The sequence below is a fragment of the Collinsella aerofaciens genome (assembly GCF_040910185.1).
GTDB classification, from domain to species: Bacteria; Actinomycetota; Coriobacteriia; order Coriobacteriales; family Coriobacteriaceae; genus Collinsella; species Collinsella aerofaciens_BF.
In genome coordinates this window covers 40191-55577 of the sequence record NZ_JBDGBA010000010.1, presented here as the reverse complement: position 1 = coordinate 55577, position 15387 = coordinate 40191, and the positions used below count along the sequence as shown (strand labels likewise).

Sequence of the window (15387 nt, the reverse complement as noted above, 5' to 3'; positions counted from 1 at the left end):
CGTCGCCCCTTTACGCCTGCTGCTCGGCAGCGGCGGCCTGAGCTTGGGCACGCTGCTCGGCGGCCTCGCGCTCGAAGGTCTCAAAGCCGTTCTTGTCGATCCAGGGGATCAGCGAGGCGTCGTCCTCGCGTACGATGTGGCCCTTGACCATAACGTGGACGCGGTCGACATCCAGGTGCTCCAGGATGCGCGTGTTGTGCGTGATGATGAGCATGGAGCCGTCGCAGCTCTTGCGGTAGGCGTCCATGCCGTGGCTGACGGTGGAAAGCGCGTCGACGTCCAGACCAGAGTCGGTCTCGTCCAGGATGGCGAGCTTGGGCTGCAGCAGCAAAAGCTGGAGCATTTCGACCTTCTTCTTCTCGCCGCCCGAGAAGCCCACGCCCAGCTCGCGGTTGAGATAGGCGGTATCCATGTTGAGCTCGGCCGCGAGCTCCTTGACGCGACGGCGGAACTCCTTGCCCTTCATCTCTAGGCCAGGGCGGCCGGCGATGCTGGCACGCAAAAAGCTCGACAGCGGCACGCCGGGGATCTCGACCGGTGCCTGGAAGCTCAGGAACAGGCCGGCGCGCGAGCGCTTGTCGGTGGTGAGCTCGGTGATGTCCTGGCCGTCAAAGACGATACGGCCGTCGTTGACCGTGTAGACGGGGTCGCCCATGACCAGGTGGCCGAGGGTGGACTTGCCGGCGCCGTTGGGTCCCATCAGAACGTGGGTCTCGCCGGCGGCGACGTTGAGGTTGACGTTGTGGAGGATGGTCTTCTCGTCCACGGAGGCGGTCAGACCTTCGATGGAAAGCAGCGGATTTGCGCTCATGCTGTCCCTCTCTGTATATGGTGTACTCATAGGTGTACTAAACCCTAGGAATCTTCTCGGAATAAAGTTACTATGGGTTCGGCGTTAGTCAAGGGAAAACCCGACTAATCCACTCGACTTTTCAAATTCTGGGACAAAATAACCTGTTGTGTTTGTCTCATTTACTTAAGATTTGGGACAAACAAAGCTGGTTATATTGTCCCAGATGCGATGGGAGGGTAGGTATGCTCATTTCTTCTAAGGGCCGCTATGCCCTCCGACTGATGATCTATATCGCGGCGCTGGGCGACGCCGAGGGCAAGATTGCCCTGCGCGAGGTTGCCGACCGCGAGCATATCTCGCAAAAGTATCTGGAGCAGCTGGTTCGTCCGCTTATGAAGGCGGGCCTGCTTAAGAGCGTGCGCGGCAAGGGCGGCGGCTACATGATGGCCAAGGACCCGGCCGAGGTGCGTGCTGGCGACATCCTGCGCGCCGTCGAGGGCAGCACGGCTCCGGTGGCGTGCGACGGCATCGACAACAGTTGCGCCCGCAGCGATCTGTGCTCGACCGTCAAGTTCTGGCGCGGTCTGGACGACGTGATCGAAAAGTACGTCGACGGCGTGACGTTGGCCGACTTGGCCGCCGTCCCCGAGATCAACTTTGACATTAAGCTGTAGGTTGAGCGCAATTCCTTAAGATTTCGCGGAGGGTTGTTGCCGTTTACCGAGGGGTTGTTGTGTAACAACGGGCGAGCTGCAATACTTATTTTTATCTTTGCAAACTGAACTTTAACTACACCAATGCAGGGAGGATCTTATGCAGCCCAAGCATTCCGCGATTGTCGCGGGTCTGACGCTGGCGCTTTCGTTTGGCGCCGTTTCCGCGCCGGCACCCGCCGCTGCCGAGGAGCCCACGCCGGGCGTTGCCTCGGATGCCACCGATATCGATAAGGGCCTTTACACCCAACAGTCCTTCTCGGGCGTGCTGAGGTCGGTCCAGGGCGTTTCGTTTGTCAACGTGACTCCCGAGATGAAGTACTTCACCAAATATGAGAGCCACGGCAACTATAACCAGGGCTTTTCGTATGGTGACGGCTACAACGCGCTGGGCTATTACCAGTTCGACCGTCGTTGGTCGCTCATTCCGTTTATGAAGCAGGTCTACAACTACAGCCCCGAAAAATACAGCATGCTCAAGGATGCGATTGATCGCGGCAGCGAGATTTCCAACACGAGCAATGCCATGTACGAGAACGGCCAGCTCACCGAGTTGGGCCATATCGCTCAGGATGCCTTCCAAGGTGCGTACAACACCGATCCTGTTGAGTTCTCAGCACTTCAAGATGCCTATGCGTACAACTCGTACTATGCGGTGACCGAGGCGTGGCTCAAGAGCGGCCTGGGTATTGATATTTCGGGCCGCGCCGATTGCGTCAAGGGCATGGTGTGGAGCATTACCAACATGTGCGGCACTGGTGGCTGCAGGGACTTTTTCCGCTGGGCGAATCTTTCCAACGATATGTCCGACCGCGAATTTGTGACGGCGCTCTCCAATAGCGTGGTCAACAATGTTGCCACCAAGTTTTCAAGTCAGCCCCAGTATCATGAGGGCTGGAAGAACCGCTACCGCAACGAGCTAAAGGACTGCTTGGTTTATATCGCTGAGGACGAGGCTGCCGCCGCGACGCCCGTGCAGCCCGAGCCCACACCGGCGCCCTCTCCGACACCTGATTCGAATGACGACTCGAGTGACGATGCCAACGATGACAGGATGGATGCGCCTTCGACCGATGCTGACGGTAATGGCTCTGCTGGTGGCACTACCAACGACGGCTCTACCTCGAACGGCTCCAATTCGAACGGCTCTGCTGCGGGCGATTCGCCTTCAAGCTCTGCCGGCAATACGGACAGCGACGCTTCTGGTTCGACCGACGCTGACACCTCTAACTCATCTACCGGCTCGAGCGATTCGTCCGTTGACACCGGCTCTAACAACGGCTCCGGCTCTGACACAACCTCTGATTCCGATGCTTCCAAGGGCGACTCGAATAAGGCGCCGGACGCTCCCGTTGCTTCGCCGGACAAGAAGCCTTCTTTCTCCGTGCAGCTTGGTTCTACGCTGGGCTCTTCGCTGATGGCTGGCGTCAATAACGGCTCGACCCAGAACAAGGACAACTCTGATCAGGTTTCCACGGAAAAGACCGAAGCCGCAAAGGGCGACTCCAAGGACAAGGCTTCCGAGAAGAATGAATCCGATAAGGGTCCTAGCTCTGATGAGAAGGACGAGGATAAGAAGTCTGAATCTGAGGAGAAGGACAAGAGCAAAACCGAGGGCGAAAAGAAAAAGACCGAGGACGAAAAGAAACAGTCCGAAGACGACGACAAGAGCGGTGCTGACAACCAGAATCAGGAGCAAAATGACTCCAAAACGGTGACTACCACGACCACGACGACTACAGCTACCAAGTCCTCGGGCGGCAACATGCCCAAGACGGGCGATCTGATTGTGATGGCGAGCCTTGCCAGCGCGAGCTTGGCCACACTGGGCGCTACGTCTATCGTAAGTGGTAAGCATAAGCTCGATCAGCAGAAGAAGGCTTCTGGGGAGGACGGCTCGGAGGAGTAGCCTCTCGGTTGCCAGATAACTAAAGAATCGGGACGGGGTCCGGTGCGAATGCGTCGGGCCCCGTTTTGTTGTGCAACGATTAGTTGTGCCCCCTCACACCTCTTGTTGCTACCGTTGCCCGATATGTTTGCGCGGCGATATCGGTACATGCGATGCGGTCATTACAATTGGCATCGTGTTGCGATTTAGGGGGAACGTTTTGGTGTCTGAACAGGCAAATAATGGTTGTGCTGCCGGCTTTGGCGTGCGTTTGATCGGCCGTGCCGACGATGCGGCTTTGCCCATTGGCGTGCGCGACTATGCGGAGGCTCTTGGTTGCTGCACGCTGGTCGACAAGACCATGTTTATTGCCGATGTGTTGAACTGCGACGCGTCCGTTGTGGTGTGCTGTCGACCCGAGGGTTTTGGCAAGAGCATGAACTTGTCGATGCTCAGGGCTTTTCTGGAGCGTCCAGCGGTCGGTCGCGCTGGTCAGCTTTTGTTTGGCGATGCTCAGATTTGGGATGCGGACGGCGGGCGCTATCGGGATGAGTACGCTTGCTATCCGGTGATATCGCTGGACTTTTCTGGCGCTGCGAGGCGTGGCACCGATGTTGCCGACGTCGTGCGCGATGCTCTTTCGGACGAGTGCGCTCGCCTGCTGGCGCTTTTGGAGGCTCCGGATTTAGCTCGAGACAAGGTACGTCACATCGAACGCGTTGCGCGTGGCGCGGCGAGCGAGGATGAGGTCGCCTCGGTGCTTGGCGTGCTCATTGAGCTGCTGGAGATGGCCTGCGATGAGCAGGTTGTATTGCTCGTTGATGGGTACGATGCGGCATGGTTGGGCCGTGCAAGCGCGAGGGGCGCTTCCGGTGCTGATCCGGCAGGGCTATTCGATCGCGTGCTGTTCGACGCCATTGTCGCTGCGCGCGATTCGTTGCGGCTGACGTGTCTGATGGGGGAGTGTCCCGGTCCTGCCGAAGCGGCGCTTTCTTTGCATGGCTGCTCGTATTGTCTGACGACGCCGCTTTCGACCTGGTGTGACCGTTGTTTCGGCTTTTCGGATGCCGAGGTCCAGGCTCTGTTGAATCATGCTGGGTGCGGGGAATACCTGGATGATGCGCGTGAATGGCTCGAGGGGTATCGGTTTGGTAGGGCCTATTGCTCGAGTCCAGCGCGTGTGATCGGTTTTCTGGGCCGAGGCTGCACGGCGCCTGTGCGCGCCGATCTGTATGCGTATGCGGATTGCCTGAGTAGGGTAGTTGCCGGGTGGAATCTCGACCGCCTTTCGGTCTTATTTGATTTGCTCGAGGCCCATGGGTGTGCTGAGGTCCCGCTTTGCTTGGGCGCTGTGGGGCTAGAGGCCTCGTCTGACGATGGCATGTGGACAGCGCTGTATCTGTCCGGTTTTCTCACGACGGATATGACTGAGGAGCCAGAGCATGGCGATTGTCTCCGTGCTTTGCGATTGCCCAATAACGAGCTTCGCCAGGCCTTGCGTCTAGTGATTATTGAGTGGTTTGAGTGCGCTGCAGAAGACATTCGAGACGTCGATGCGTTTCGCGACGGGCTGTGCCATGGGAACGAGGATACCGTGGGGCGGGCGCTAAGCCGCATCTTGGGAGATGCGGGAATCGGTGCGACCGACCCAGATACACCGCTGCCATATCACCTACTCTTGCAAGGACTCTGCTTTGGATTGCCGGGCTATGCCAATCCTGCTTCGAGGCGAAAGTGTGGCGCGAGTCGCTGGGACATCCAGGTTTTCCCTACGGGCACTGTGCTCGACGTAGCAGACACGATTGGCATGCTGGACGAGCGCCCGCTTATAACGATCAATATGATGTATGACCCCGATGTGGATGCGCTGGGGTTGGAATTGCTGGCCGTGCAGTCGCTACTCGACATAGAGCGCGACGGCATCGACGATATCCGTGTGCCGCGCCCCGGCGTGGGTCGCATGCGCTGGGGGTTCGGTTTTGATGGGCGGCGCGTGACGGCGGTGTGCCAGCGGCTTTAAGCGCCGAGGTGTTTCCGGCTTCCGTTACTCGGTGTTCTTCATAGGCGGCATGGGCTTCCAGTTAGGATCCTTGACGATCTTGCGGGCGTCCTTCATGCCACGGCGCAGCGCCGGAATACCGGTCTTAAAGCACTTGTCAACGGCGGCCAGGCGAATGAACTCCTTGCAGAAGGTCGCGGCGTTGCCCAGACGGAACAGCATGGGGTGATAGTCGCCATAGATCTGCATGTAGCGGGCCAGATAACCGCGGTTGCGCATGATGTAGTAGCGGTTGGTGTCGCTCGTGGAGTTGAGCTGGCGCTTGCCGGCGATATCCCAGTTGGAGACGGCGCGGGCGCGCTTGAGCACCACGTCGGCGACCACGGCGGCGGGGAAGTGCTGGCTGGCTACGTAGCCGTAGCAGGCATCGTCGCCGTAGATAAAGAAGCGCGCGTCGGGCAGGCCAATCTTGTCGACCACGCGGCGCGAGAACATGCCGCCCTCAAAGCACAGCTGGTTCATGGCGCGATAACCCTCTGGACCCAAGTCCCACTTGGCGGCTGGGTTGGGAATGCCGAGCGAAAGGATGAGTTGGTATTGCCAAAAGAAGGCGCCGCCGTCAAAGTCTAGGCGCGAACCCTGGATGACATCGTAGCGGTCGGTCCACTTGGCAAGACGCTCGATGCCTTCGGGGATGACGAGCACGTCGTCGTCCATCACCCAGAACCACTGGGCGCCCAGGTCGTAGGCGCATTTAGTGCCGGCGGAGAAGCCGCCCGCACCGCCGCCGTTTTCGAGCTGCGGGGCGTAGATGACACGGTCGGTGCCGCCCTGCGCGTCAGGCTGCTCGGTGTCGATGCCCCACAGGTTGGCCAGGCGCTCGTTGAATGCGGTGCACATGGCCTCGGTCTCGCGTGAATTCTCGTTATCGACAATCACGATGCGCCAGGGCGCGGCCGTGAGCTCGGTCATAGAGTCGAACAAGTTGGCCAGGAGTTCCTGGCGCTTGTACGTAACGACGACGATGGCGAGCTTATCGATGGGGGCGGGGAGGGTTGAAGGCATGGGGCAATATATCCTTTCACGCGCGGCGGGCGAGCGCTGCACGGAAGCTATCGAATACGTCCTTGGGACTGTCCTATTGTAAAGGCTCGGCGCACCTTAGCGGCAAGCTTTGAATAAAACGCAGGAACCTGCCATGGGCCCGCCGCATGACGTGGGGCTGCTTTGCCCGCAAGAGGCTCCATAGATTATATAAACGCCCGCTGGCGCGCTGACCCTTTGATACCATGAAACGACAGGTATTTCCTAAGGAGCACATTTGTCTACTAACGCCTCTGGCAGCCCTGTTCTGTCGCTGCTTATTCCCATTTACAATGTTCAGCGCTACCTGCGCGAGTGCCTCGATTCCGCCCTGGCGCAGACGCTCAAGGATATTGAGATCATCTGCATTAACGACGGGTCGACCGACAACTCGCCGGCGATTATCCGCGAGTATATGGAGCGCGATGGGCGCGTCAAGATGATCGACAAGGCCAACAGCGGCTACGGCGACTCGATGAACCACGGCCTGGAGATGGCGCGTGGCAAGTACGTTGGCATCTTGGAGTCCGATGACTTTATGGCGCCCGACGCACTCGAAAAGCTTGTCTCGGCCGCCGATAGCAATAATGCCGACTTTACGAAGGCGAACTTTGATTTCTACTGGTCCAAGCCCGAGGAGCGCCGTTCGCTGCACGAGACGTTTAAGGCCAAGGACTGCGACAAGCCGGTGCACCCGAGCGACACGACGCAGTTCTTTAAGCAAAAGCCGTCGATTTGGTCGGCCGTGTACCGTCGCGATTTTCTTGAACGCAACGGCATCAAGTTCTTGCCGACTCCAGGGGCATCCTTTCAGGACACGTCATTCGCCTTTAAGGTTATCGCGTGTGCCGATAAGGCTGTTTACCTGCATGATGCCGTGTTGTCGTATCGCCAGGACAACGAGAATTCCTCGGTCAATTCTTCGGCTAAGGTCTTTTGCGTCAATACCGAGTATGCCGAGATTGAGCGTTGGATTCGAGAGGATTATGCCCGCGACCACGCAAGTGATGACGTCGCGCGCATGCTTAAGTTCAATCAGCTCATTAAGTACGATTCGTACATGTGGAACTACGTGCGCCTGGCGCCCAAGTTCTATAAGGAGTTCCTGGTTCAGATGGCCAAGGAGTTCCAAGCTGCCTTGGACGCCGGGGAGTTTTCGCTTGACGACCTCAAGCCGTGGAAGCGCGCAAATCTCGCTGCTATCCTCAAAGATCCTGAGGGCTGGGTTGACGAGCATCCGAGTTTTGCGACGGATGGTGCCTTGGGGCGTGCTAAGTATTACGCCTCGGTTGGAGGCCCAGGTGTGGTCGCCGCCTTCCTCATCGAATCGCTGAGGGGGTAGGTCGGCATGGGAGAGGCCTCGTGTCCTAAAGCTACCATTGTCGTCCCCGTTTACAACTCTGCGCGCTCCATTCAGCGATGCGTTGATTCGCTGTTGGCCCAGTCCGAGCGCTCGATTCAGGTTGTCTGCGTCAACGACGGGTCGACTGATGATTCGTTGAACGTGTTGCGCCAGATCGCGCAGGCTGACGATCGCGTACTGGTGATTGACCAGGAAAATGCGGGTGTCTCGTGTGCTCGAAATGCCGGTATCGATGTCGCCGAGGGCGAGACCGTCTTTTTTGTGGACGCCGACGATTACATCGATGCCCAGACGGTCGAGCGCGTGCTGCATGCCATGGAGTCTGCGGATGCCGAGGCCGCCGTTTTTGGCGGCGTCTGTGAACCTGCCGATGCTGCCCCCAAACGTGTCCAGCAACTCATGAGCCCCAAAGCTGGCACCTTCGGCGCCCGTGATCCCCAACTGCTGTTCCATTCGAATGCGCAGCCCTATGCCTGCCGTGCGGCTTTTTCGCGCGAGCTGCTCAATCGCGAAGGCATTCGCTTCGCCCCCGGTCTGGCTTTGGGCGAGGACGTCGTCTTCCAATTTGCGGCTTATGCGCTTGCCCACAAGACCGTCGTCATGCCGGACAAGTTCTACCACTACGTGATGGAGAGCGAATCGGCGACGCACGAGTTCAACAGTGTCGAGGCTCGCGCCAAAAAGCTCGATGCCCATATGAGAATGCTCGAGGAGGTCTTGGAGGACTGGGCGGGCTACGGTCTTATGGACCTGTGTCCCGGCGAGCTGATCACCTGGTTCCTGGACCTTATCGTGTTTGATTTGGCGCGCTTGGATTCCGATGACTTCCATCGCGTGGCGGCTCGCGTCAACATGGACCTCACGACGTTTTTGGGAACGGAGTGGGCGGATATGCCTGCTAAGGGCGCCGTTCGCCGTGTTGCCCACAAGCTCGTTGCGGCGACCCCGGGCGTTTCGATGGCAGATGCCACGCTGTTCTATCTTTCGACTCGCGGTCTCAAAGCCTGCCTGGAGCGCTTTATATAATTCCAAGCGCTGCCGCCCGCCGCAACCCGGCTGCTAAAATAACCCTGTTACACGCTATTCAACAGGAGGTTCTCTTGCAGAACTCTGATACCCCTAAAGTTTCGCTGCTTGTTCCCATTTGCAATGTCGAACGCTACCTGCGCGAGTGCCTCGATTCTGCCGTGACTCAGACGCTCAAGGACATCGAGATCATCTGCATTAACGACGGGTCGACCGACAGCTCGCCGGCGATTATCCGCGAGTACATGGAGCGCGACTCCCGTGTCAAGATGATCGACAAAGCCAACAGCGGCTACGGCGACTCGATGAACCGCGGCCTGGAGATGGCGCGCGGTGAGTACGTGGGCATCCTTGAGTCCGACGACTTTATGTTTGAGGATTCGCTCCAAAAGCTGGTCGCCAAGGCCGATGCTGAGCATGCCGATGTGGTGAAGGGCGACTTTTACCTGTATTGGTCCACGCCCAGCGAACGCCATGAGCTGTTTGGGATTATCGACGAGCATATGACGGGCGCCGCGTATCGCCCCGTCGATCGCCCGGGAATTTTCTACCGCAAACCTTCCATTTGGTCGGCTATCTATCGACGCGAGTTCCTCAACGACAATCAGGTTCGCTTTCTCCCCACGCCGGGCGCCTCGTATCAGGACGCAGGCTTTAACTTTAAGGTTTGGGCTTGCGCCGAGCGTGCCGCGTTTATTGCGGACCCCATTTTGTGCTATCGCCAGGATAACGAGAAGAGCTCCGTTAATTCGCCCAACAAGGTGTTTTGCGTATGCGACGAATATGCCGAGATGCAGCGCTTTTTGGATGAGCGCCCCGAGCTCAAGGCTCAGCTCCAGGGGATTTTAATGCGCATGAAGGTCGATACGTATCGTTGGAATGACGAGCGTTTGGTCGATGAGCTGCGCGAGCAGTTTTGGCAGAAGGCCTCGCCCGAGCTCAAGGCCGATTGGGATGCTGGTCGCTTTGATCTGTCGCTGTTCGACCCGCGTGGCGAGACCGACTTGCGCCTGATGGTCAAGTCGCCCCGCGCCTATATCGATTCGCGCTTTGACTTTAAGAAGCCGGGTAAGCTCAATACGTTTAAGCATTACTTTAAGATTGGCGGCCTGCCGCTGGTCTGGCGCGTGCTGACGTATCAGCGCACCTACGGCGACAACCCACACCCTGATGACGTTCCGGTCGCACAGTAGGAGCGAGTGACTATGGCTAACCCCAAGATTTCCGTTGTCGTTCCCATCTATAAGGTGGAGGAGTGCCTGACCTGGTGCCTGGACTCCCTGCTTGCGCAGGACATGCCCGATTGGGAGGGCGTGCTGGTCAACGATGGCTCGCCGGATGGCTCGCGCGATATTGCGGCTGCCTATTGCGAAAAGGACGCGCGCTTTACCCTGGTCGATAAGGAGAACGGTGGCCTGTCGAGTGCACGTAATGCCGGCATCGCTGCGTCCACGGCGCCTATCGTCGCGTTCTTGGATTCCGACGACCGCTTTACGCCCGATGCATGCCGCGTGATCGTCGATGCCTTTGAGCGCGAGGACTGCGACGTTTTGACCTTTGGCGCGAACCCGTATCCGCTGGAGGCGGGGTATCCGTGGCTTAACTATGTGCTGAGCCCGCGCGATGTGTCGTTTGAAGGCTATAGCTCCGATCTGCTGTTTAAGGAAGCATCTCGCCCCTTTGCATGGCGCACCGCCTGCAAGCGTGAGTTTTTGCTGGGCAACGGGATCGTGTTCGACGAAACCGTTAAGTATGGTGAGGACCAGGTCTTCGATTTTGCCGTGTACGGTCGTTCGCGCAAGACCGCGCTTATCTCGAACAAGCTGTATGACTACCGCGTGGCGCGCAAGGGTTCGCTCATGGACACCATGCGCTACGACGACGAGACACGTCTGCTGGAGCACGTGAAGATTTACTCCGCGGTGCTGGCTGACTGGCAGCGCGACGGTCTTGATGTCCAACATGCCGATGACCTGGCATATTTCCTCTGCGATCTTGTGCTGTACGATGCGCTCAGGCTTCTGGGTACGGGCTGCGGCAAGGTGTTTGCTGCCGTTGCCGCAGCGCTTGCCGGTTCTGCCGTGGGCAACGATGCTGCGCTCGCACAATGCGCTTCTTCTGTTGCTGCTATGGTGCGTGCGGCGCTTACCAGCAAGGCCCCCAATGCCCGTGCGTGCAAAAAGCTCATGTTCGATTACGACGTCTTGAGGTTTGGGCGCCTGGGTGCTTGCAAACGCATGGCAGCGAACGCCTTGGGAAAGCGAGAAGTGTAGATGAGTATCAAGCGTTTGGCACTTTGCCGCAGTCAGGGCCGTCTATTTGTGCTGCTTCGTTTTGCCGGTCAGGATGTCGCCGCGCTTATTGAGCGGGAGGGTTCTCAAGCGTTTGCCCATGCGACGACAAGCGGTTCTTGTGTGCCGTCGCTGGTGCTCCCGGTCGATCATGGCCGTGTGCTGGCGCTTTGCCCTTTCGTTTCCGATTACGAGCGCGAGCTCGCCGTTTTGGTGCTTCCGTTTTTGGATGGCTCGTCGATGGATGTCGTTTTTGCATCCGGTGGCCAAAGGTTGGGCTCTATTCGCCTCGATAGCCGCGTGGCCAAATTGGAATCCAAGATTAACTACAAAGCAAAGCCTGCGATGTGCGCGCTCGTTCGCGATGCGCAGCGCGGCGAGTGCTGCGGTCGCTACGAGATCGATGCCGTTCGTTATTTACCGGCAGATGAGGGCGCCGTCTGGCGCTATGAGGCCAAGTGGGCGGGAGATCCCCAGTGCGCCCCCGAGCTCCAGATCTTCGATACGCACATGAATGCGATTGATGCCACCGTGCATATGTTTGAGTCACAGGTCGATGTTCTCCAGCAAAACGGATGTCGCGTCAATAAAACGTATCTGAGCGTTGAGATGCCTCAGGATATACGAGATTTTGTCGCGATTGTGAGCGATCCCACGGAGCAGATCCAGAGCTGGTTTTGCGCCATGGATGGTCGCCTGTACAACGGCATGGTCGACGACAGCTGGAACCGCATGAAGGATGCACGCGCTGACGACGCAGCTTATCGACGTTGGTTTGAGCAGCATCGCGCAAAGCCGGGCGATCTGGCGTGCCAGCGTGTCGCTTCGGCGGCCTTTGCCTATAGGCCGCTCGTGAGCATTGTGGTGCCGTGCTACAAGACCGATCGGGTCTACCTGCGCGAGCTGCTGGACTCGGTGCTAGCCCAGAGCTATGACAACTGGGAATTGCTGCTTATGGACGCCTCGCCCGAATGGGATGCGGTGGCCAATCTTGCGGCAAGTGCCAACGACGAGCGCGTTCGTCGCATTGGGCTGCCCGGCAACGGCGGCATTGTGGTCAACACCAACGCAGGTATTGAGCAAGCGATGGGCGACTACATCGCGTTCTTGGACCATGATGACATTCTGGAACCGGACGCGTTATTCCAGTATGTTTCCGCGCTGAATAAGGCGGCCGAGGGCGAGCGTCCCCAGGTCCTGTTCTGCGACGAGGACATGTTCCAGAAAGCAGGGGAGTGGGGCCAGCCGGTCTTTAAGACCAAGCTTAACGTCGACCTGCTCTATAGCCATAACTGCGTGACGCATTTCCTGATGGTGGAGAAGGCGCTCATCGATTGCATTGGCATATCGCCGGAAGACGTCGCGGGCGCCCAGGATTATGACCTGACGCTTCGCTGCCTTGCAGCGGGTGCGCGCTTTGAGCATATTGCGCACATGTTGTATCACTGGCGCGTGCATCCGGGGTCGACCGCCGACGGAACCGCCGACAGCAAACCGTATGCCATCGAGGCCGGGCGCCTGGCTCTGCAGCGCCACTTTGACTCGCTGGGCGTTCACGGAACGGTCGAGGAGACCGAGACGCCGTTTGTCTACCGCATGCGCTATGCGCTGCCGGAGCCTGCGCCGCTGGTGAGCATTGTGATCCCCACTAAGGACCACGTTGAGACGCTCGATGCCTGTGTGATGTCGATCGCCCAGAAAGCCACGTATGCCAACTACGAGATCGTCTTGGTGGAGAACAACAGCGAAGACCCGGAGACGTTTGCGTATTACGAAACCCTGCCAGAGCGCGTGGCTGCAGCATCCAAAGGCAAGGGTATCGCGCGCGTTGTGTTCTGGCCGGGCGAGTTCAATTACTCCCAGATCATTAACTTTGGCGTTGAGCACGCTAAGGGCGATTATCTGTTGCTGCTTAATAACGATACCGAGGTCATAAGTCCCGACTTTATAGAAGAGATGATGGGGTATCTGCAGCGTCCCGATGCGGGCGTGGTGGGCGCCAAACTCTACTTTGCCGATCATCTGGTGCAGCATGCCGGCATTTTGGTTGGCGTGCGTGGTGCACTTGCCCACGCCAACCAGGACTTCTCGGCAAAGCGCGAGGGCTATCTTGCCCGTGCCGTGCGCCCGGGCAACTTTAGCGCCGTAACGGGTGCCTGCCAGATGGTCCGACGCGGCGAATTTGAGCAGGTCGGAGGCTATAACGAGGAATTCGCCGTCGGTTTTAACGACGCAGACTTTTGCCTGCGCGTGTGGGAGGCGGGCTACCGCACGATCTATACGCCCTATGCCGAGCTATACCACTACGAGTTCACCTCGCGCGGCAGGGAAGAGGCCAACGAGGAAAAACTGCGCCGCTGGAAGCGCGAGCAAGCGCTGTTCATTCAGCGCTGGCCTGAGTTCTTCCTCGATGGCGACCCGTGGCTCGGACCAAACCTATCCTCCGACAGTGAGTACTTCTCGTTTTAGTGCGAAGTAATGCCAAGTTCCGGCAAAGTATCTTCAAGAGCCGCAAGAGCGGTGGGGTTCAAGTACTCCTCGTTCAAGCAGCTCTTGTCATATCGAAAACGTGTGTCTCGTGAGCATTCGATGAGTTCTGCAGTAAAGAACTTCTCCCAGCTAAAGAACTTTGAGCTTTCGATATGTTCAGCGGGGTTAAGCAGCATGTCCTTAATGTGTTTGCTGTTGAATAATCCCGACTTCAACACGAGCCATTCAAACGATTCCGGTAGGAATAGCTTGATGTTCTTTCGGCGCAATAGAGCAGCTGCTTCCGCAATTTCTGGTCCAAAGGCGGCGCCGTCGGCAATCACGAGGATGTCGTTTTCCGGTGCGTCCATAATGCAGTTGCAAATGTTTGATTTTCCTCCCGCGCTGATGCACTTAATGCTGCTCTTTTTGCATAGCAAACTGAAGAATTCGTAGCCCGAATTTGTGTCCTCGACGATGACAAGCTCGGGCCTCTCGCCTCTAAAATCAGTATCACCGTAAATACGATATGTAGAGGTGTAGACACGAGAGTAAACGGGATACTTCGTTGTGGTTCGGTTGGTGTTCTTAAGACCGTAGATTTCATCAACGCTATAGGGCAGTTGACGCAGTGACTCTCTGGCGACGATTACGTAGTAGTTTGAGCTACGTTTTGCTTCATGGGCAAATTCTCTTGATCGAACAAAAGTATTGCCCTCATCAATAAAAACAATACTGCTGGAAATTTCTTGGAGATCTCTGCGCCAATATTTTCCAGATATTGTTTTACAGGGCACTTTGCAACTTACTGTTACGCCGCTTTGTGCCCCAAGATCTTCGTGAGCTGCCACCATTTCAAGCAAAGTTGTCTTGCCTGTAGCACTGTTGCCTTGGATGATGGTCAGATTTCGATTGATGGTCAGTTTAAACTGAACCCGGTTATTTTGAATAGTTACCTTGTATGATCCGCGCATCAGGAGTTCTCCCTTAGGCATTTTCCAGCTATGGGGACAAGGTCAAACATCGTGTGAACGACATCGCCTGTGTTCGCAATGGCAGCCGTGAATTTGCCGTTTCCGAAATCCATTAAATGGTAGAGATTGATTGTTAGATCCTTTTGCGCGGCGATCCTCAGAATCCAGTAGGCGCAATTATCACCGCAATTTGAGGCGTTATATATATTCTGCGGCATAAAGTACATAAGCAGTAGTGTTTTGGTGCCGCTGGATAGTTTCTCGGGAGGAATGACGCCTAGAATCTTGGTATCGATTGCATTGGGGCCTACCACGGTGCCTTTATCGATGGATTTAATGACTCTTTGGGCAAAGGAGTCTTGAAACCACTGGGGCGAATAGACGTTATCGAAGTAAACCGACGTGTTGTAGATAACGTTTTCCATATCACCATAGTGAATTGTTAGCACGTTAGCTCCTTCGGCTCGCTGATTTGGCATTTAGTGAGATTGATTATATCGCAGCACATTAGGCGGGCGTTATCGGCCCGCGGTAGATGTGATTGATGACCAAGGTTTGTATTTTGTTGCTTTATTAATCAGTTCACTCGTTTAATCAGTTCGTTCATGCGCTAAGTTTGCCTTAGAAGCTATTTAGCGTAACGGTTGAGGTGTGGCGACTCATATTTAAATTGCAGTCACAAAGACACCTTTTATCGATTTCCCGTTGAAATACTGAATTGATAGTTTAAAAATAACTTAAGAGAGCCTTAAATCTCGGAAAAAGGATGTCGTATGAAAAACCTTCGA

The 15387-nt window shown here is 56.8% G+C and carries 12 protein-coding genes; 8 read left to right on the top strand and 4 right to left on the bottom strand.

Annotated features, from left to right (window positions below):
• Positions 1 to 10: 10 nt before the first annotated feature.
• Positions 11 to 811 (bottom strand): Fe-S cluster assembly ATPase SufC, encoded by an 801-nt coding sequence (gene sufC / locus AB5Z54_RS05550; RefSeq protein ID WP_368160711.1) that lies wholly within the window; start codon positions 809 to 811, stop codon positions 11 to 13.
• A 224-nt stretch (positions 812 to 1035) separates the two neighbouring features.
• Here sufC and AB5Z54_RS05545 point away from each other — a divergent pair, with 224 nt between their 5' ends.
• The 3 genes from AB5Z54_RS05545 to AB5Z54_RS05535 all read left to right on the top strand — a co-directional run bounded on the left by AB5Z54_RS05545 (position 1036) and on the right by AB5Z54_RS05535 (position 5414).
• Positions 1036 to 1467: an RrF2 family transcriptional regulator gene (locus AB5Z54_RS05545; RefSeq protein WP_117770222.1), complete on the top strand. Its 432-nt coding sequence runs from the start codon at positions 1036 to 1038 to the stop codon at positions 1465 to 1467.
• A 139-nt stretch (positions 1468 to 1606) separates the two neighbouring features.
• Positions 1607 to 3415, top strand: a complete 1809-nt coding sequence (locus tag AB5Z54_RS05540) for a VgrG-related protein (protein ID WP_368160709.1) — start codon at positions 1607 to 1609, stop codon at positions 3413 to 3415.
• Between the two features lie 202 nt (positions 3416 to 3617).
• The gene (locus tag AB5Z54_RS05535; RefSeq protein ID WP_368160707.1) at positions 3618 to 5414 is read left to right on the top strand and encodes an AAA family ATPase; all 1797 of its coding nucleotides are present in this window, start codon (positions 3618 to 3620) and stop codon (positions 5412 to 5414) included.
• Between the two features lie 24 nt (positions 5415 to 5438).
• Here the strand turns inward: AB5Z54_RS05535 and AB5Z54_RS05530 are convergent, their stop codons facing one another.
• Positions 5439 to 6458 (bottom strand): glycosyltransferase, encoded by a 1020-nt coding sequence (locus AB5Z54_RS05530; RefSeq protein WP_368160705.1) that lies wholly within the window; start codon positions 6456 to 6458, stop codon positions 5439 to 5441.
• 256 nt (positions 6459 to 6714) lie between these two features.
• On the opposite strand from AB5Z54_RS05530, the gene AB5Z54_RS05525 reads away from it, so the two are divergent.
• From AB5Z54_RS05525 to AB5Z54_RS05505, 5 genes are all read left to right on the top strand, one after another.
• Positions 6715 to 7818 (top strand): glycosyltransferase, encoded by a 1104-nt coding sequence (locus tag AB5Z54_RS05525; RefSeq protein ID WP_368160703.1) that lies wholly within the window; start codon positions 6715 to 6717, stop codon positions 7816 to 7818.
• Positions 7819 to 7824: 6 nt separating this feature from the next.
• Complete coding sequence (locus AB5Z54_RS05520; RefSeq protein WP_349091533.1) at positions 7825 to 8865, top strand: glycosyltransferase family 2 protein; 1041 nt, start codon at positions 7825 to 7827, stop codon at positions 8863 to 8865.
• Positions 8866 to 8939: 74 nt separating this feature from the next.
• The gene (locus tag AB5Z54_RS05515) at positions 8940 to 10058 is read left to right on the top strand and encodes a glycosyltransferase family 2 protein (protein ID WP_368160701.1); all 1119 of its coding nucleotides are present in this window, start codon (positions 8940 to 8942) and stop codon (positions 10056 to 10058) included.
• 12 nt (positions 10059 to 10070) lie between these two features.
• Positions 10071 to 11138 carry a glycosyltransferase family 2 protein gene (locus AB5Z54_RS05510; protein ID WP_195520331.1) on the top strand — a complete coding sequence of 356 codons (1068 nt, stop codon included), beginning with the start codon at positions 10071 to 10073 and terminating at the stop codon, positions 11136 to 11138.
• Positions 11139 to 13625, top strand: coding sequence for a glycosyltransferase family 2 protein (locus AB5Z54_RS05505; protein WP_368160699.1), 2487 nt, complete (start codon positions 11139 to 11141; stop codon positions 13623 to 13625).
• On the opposite strand, the gene AB5Z54_RS05500 is transcribed toward AB5Z54_RS05505, so the two are convergent.
• Positions 13622 to 14599 carry a translation initiation factor 2 gene (locus AB5Z54_RS05500; protein ID WP_161194746.1) on the bottom strand — a complete coding sequence of 326 codons (978 nt, stop codon included), beginning with the start codon at positions 14597 to 14599 and terminating at the stop codon, positions 13622 to 13624. The two genes, AB5Z54_RS05505 and AB5Z54_RS05500, sit on opposite strands and share 4 nt — an antisense overlap.
• A complete protein-coding gene (locus tag AB5Z54_RS05495; RefSeq protein ID WP_035138642.1) occupies positions 14599 to 15048 on the bottom strand; it encodes a DUF4869 domain-containing protein in 450 nt (149 codons plus the stop codon). Before AB5Z54_RS05495 ends, AB5Z54_RS05500 begins: the two co-directional genes overlap by 1 nt.
• Between the last annotated feature and the right edge of the window lie 339 nt (positions 15049 to 15387).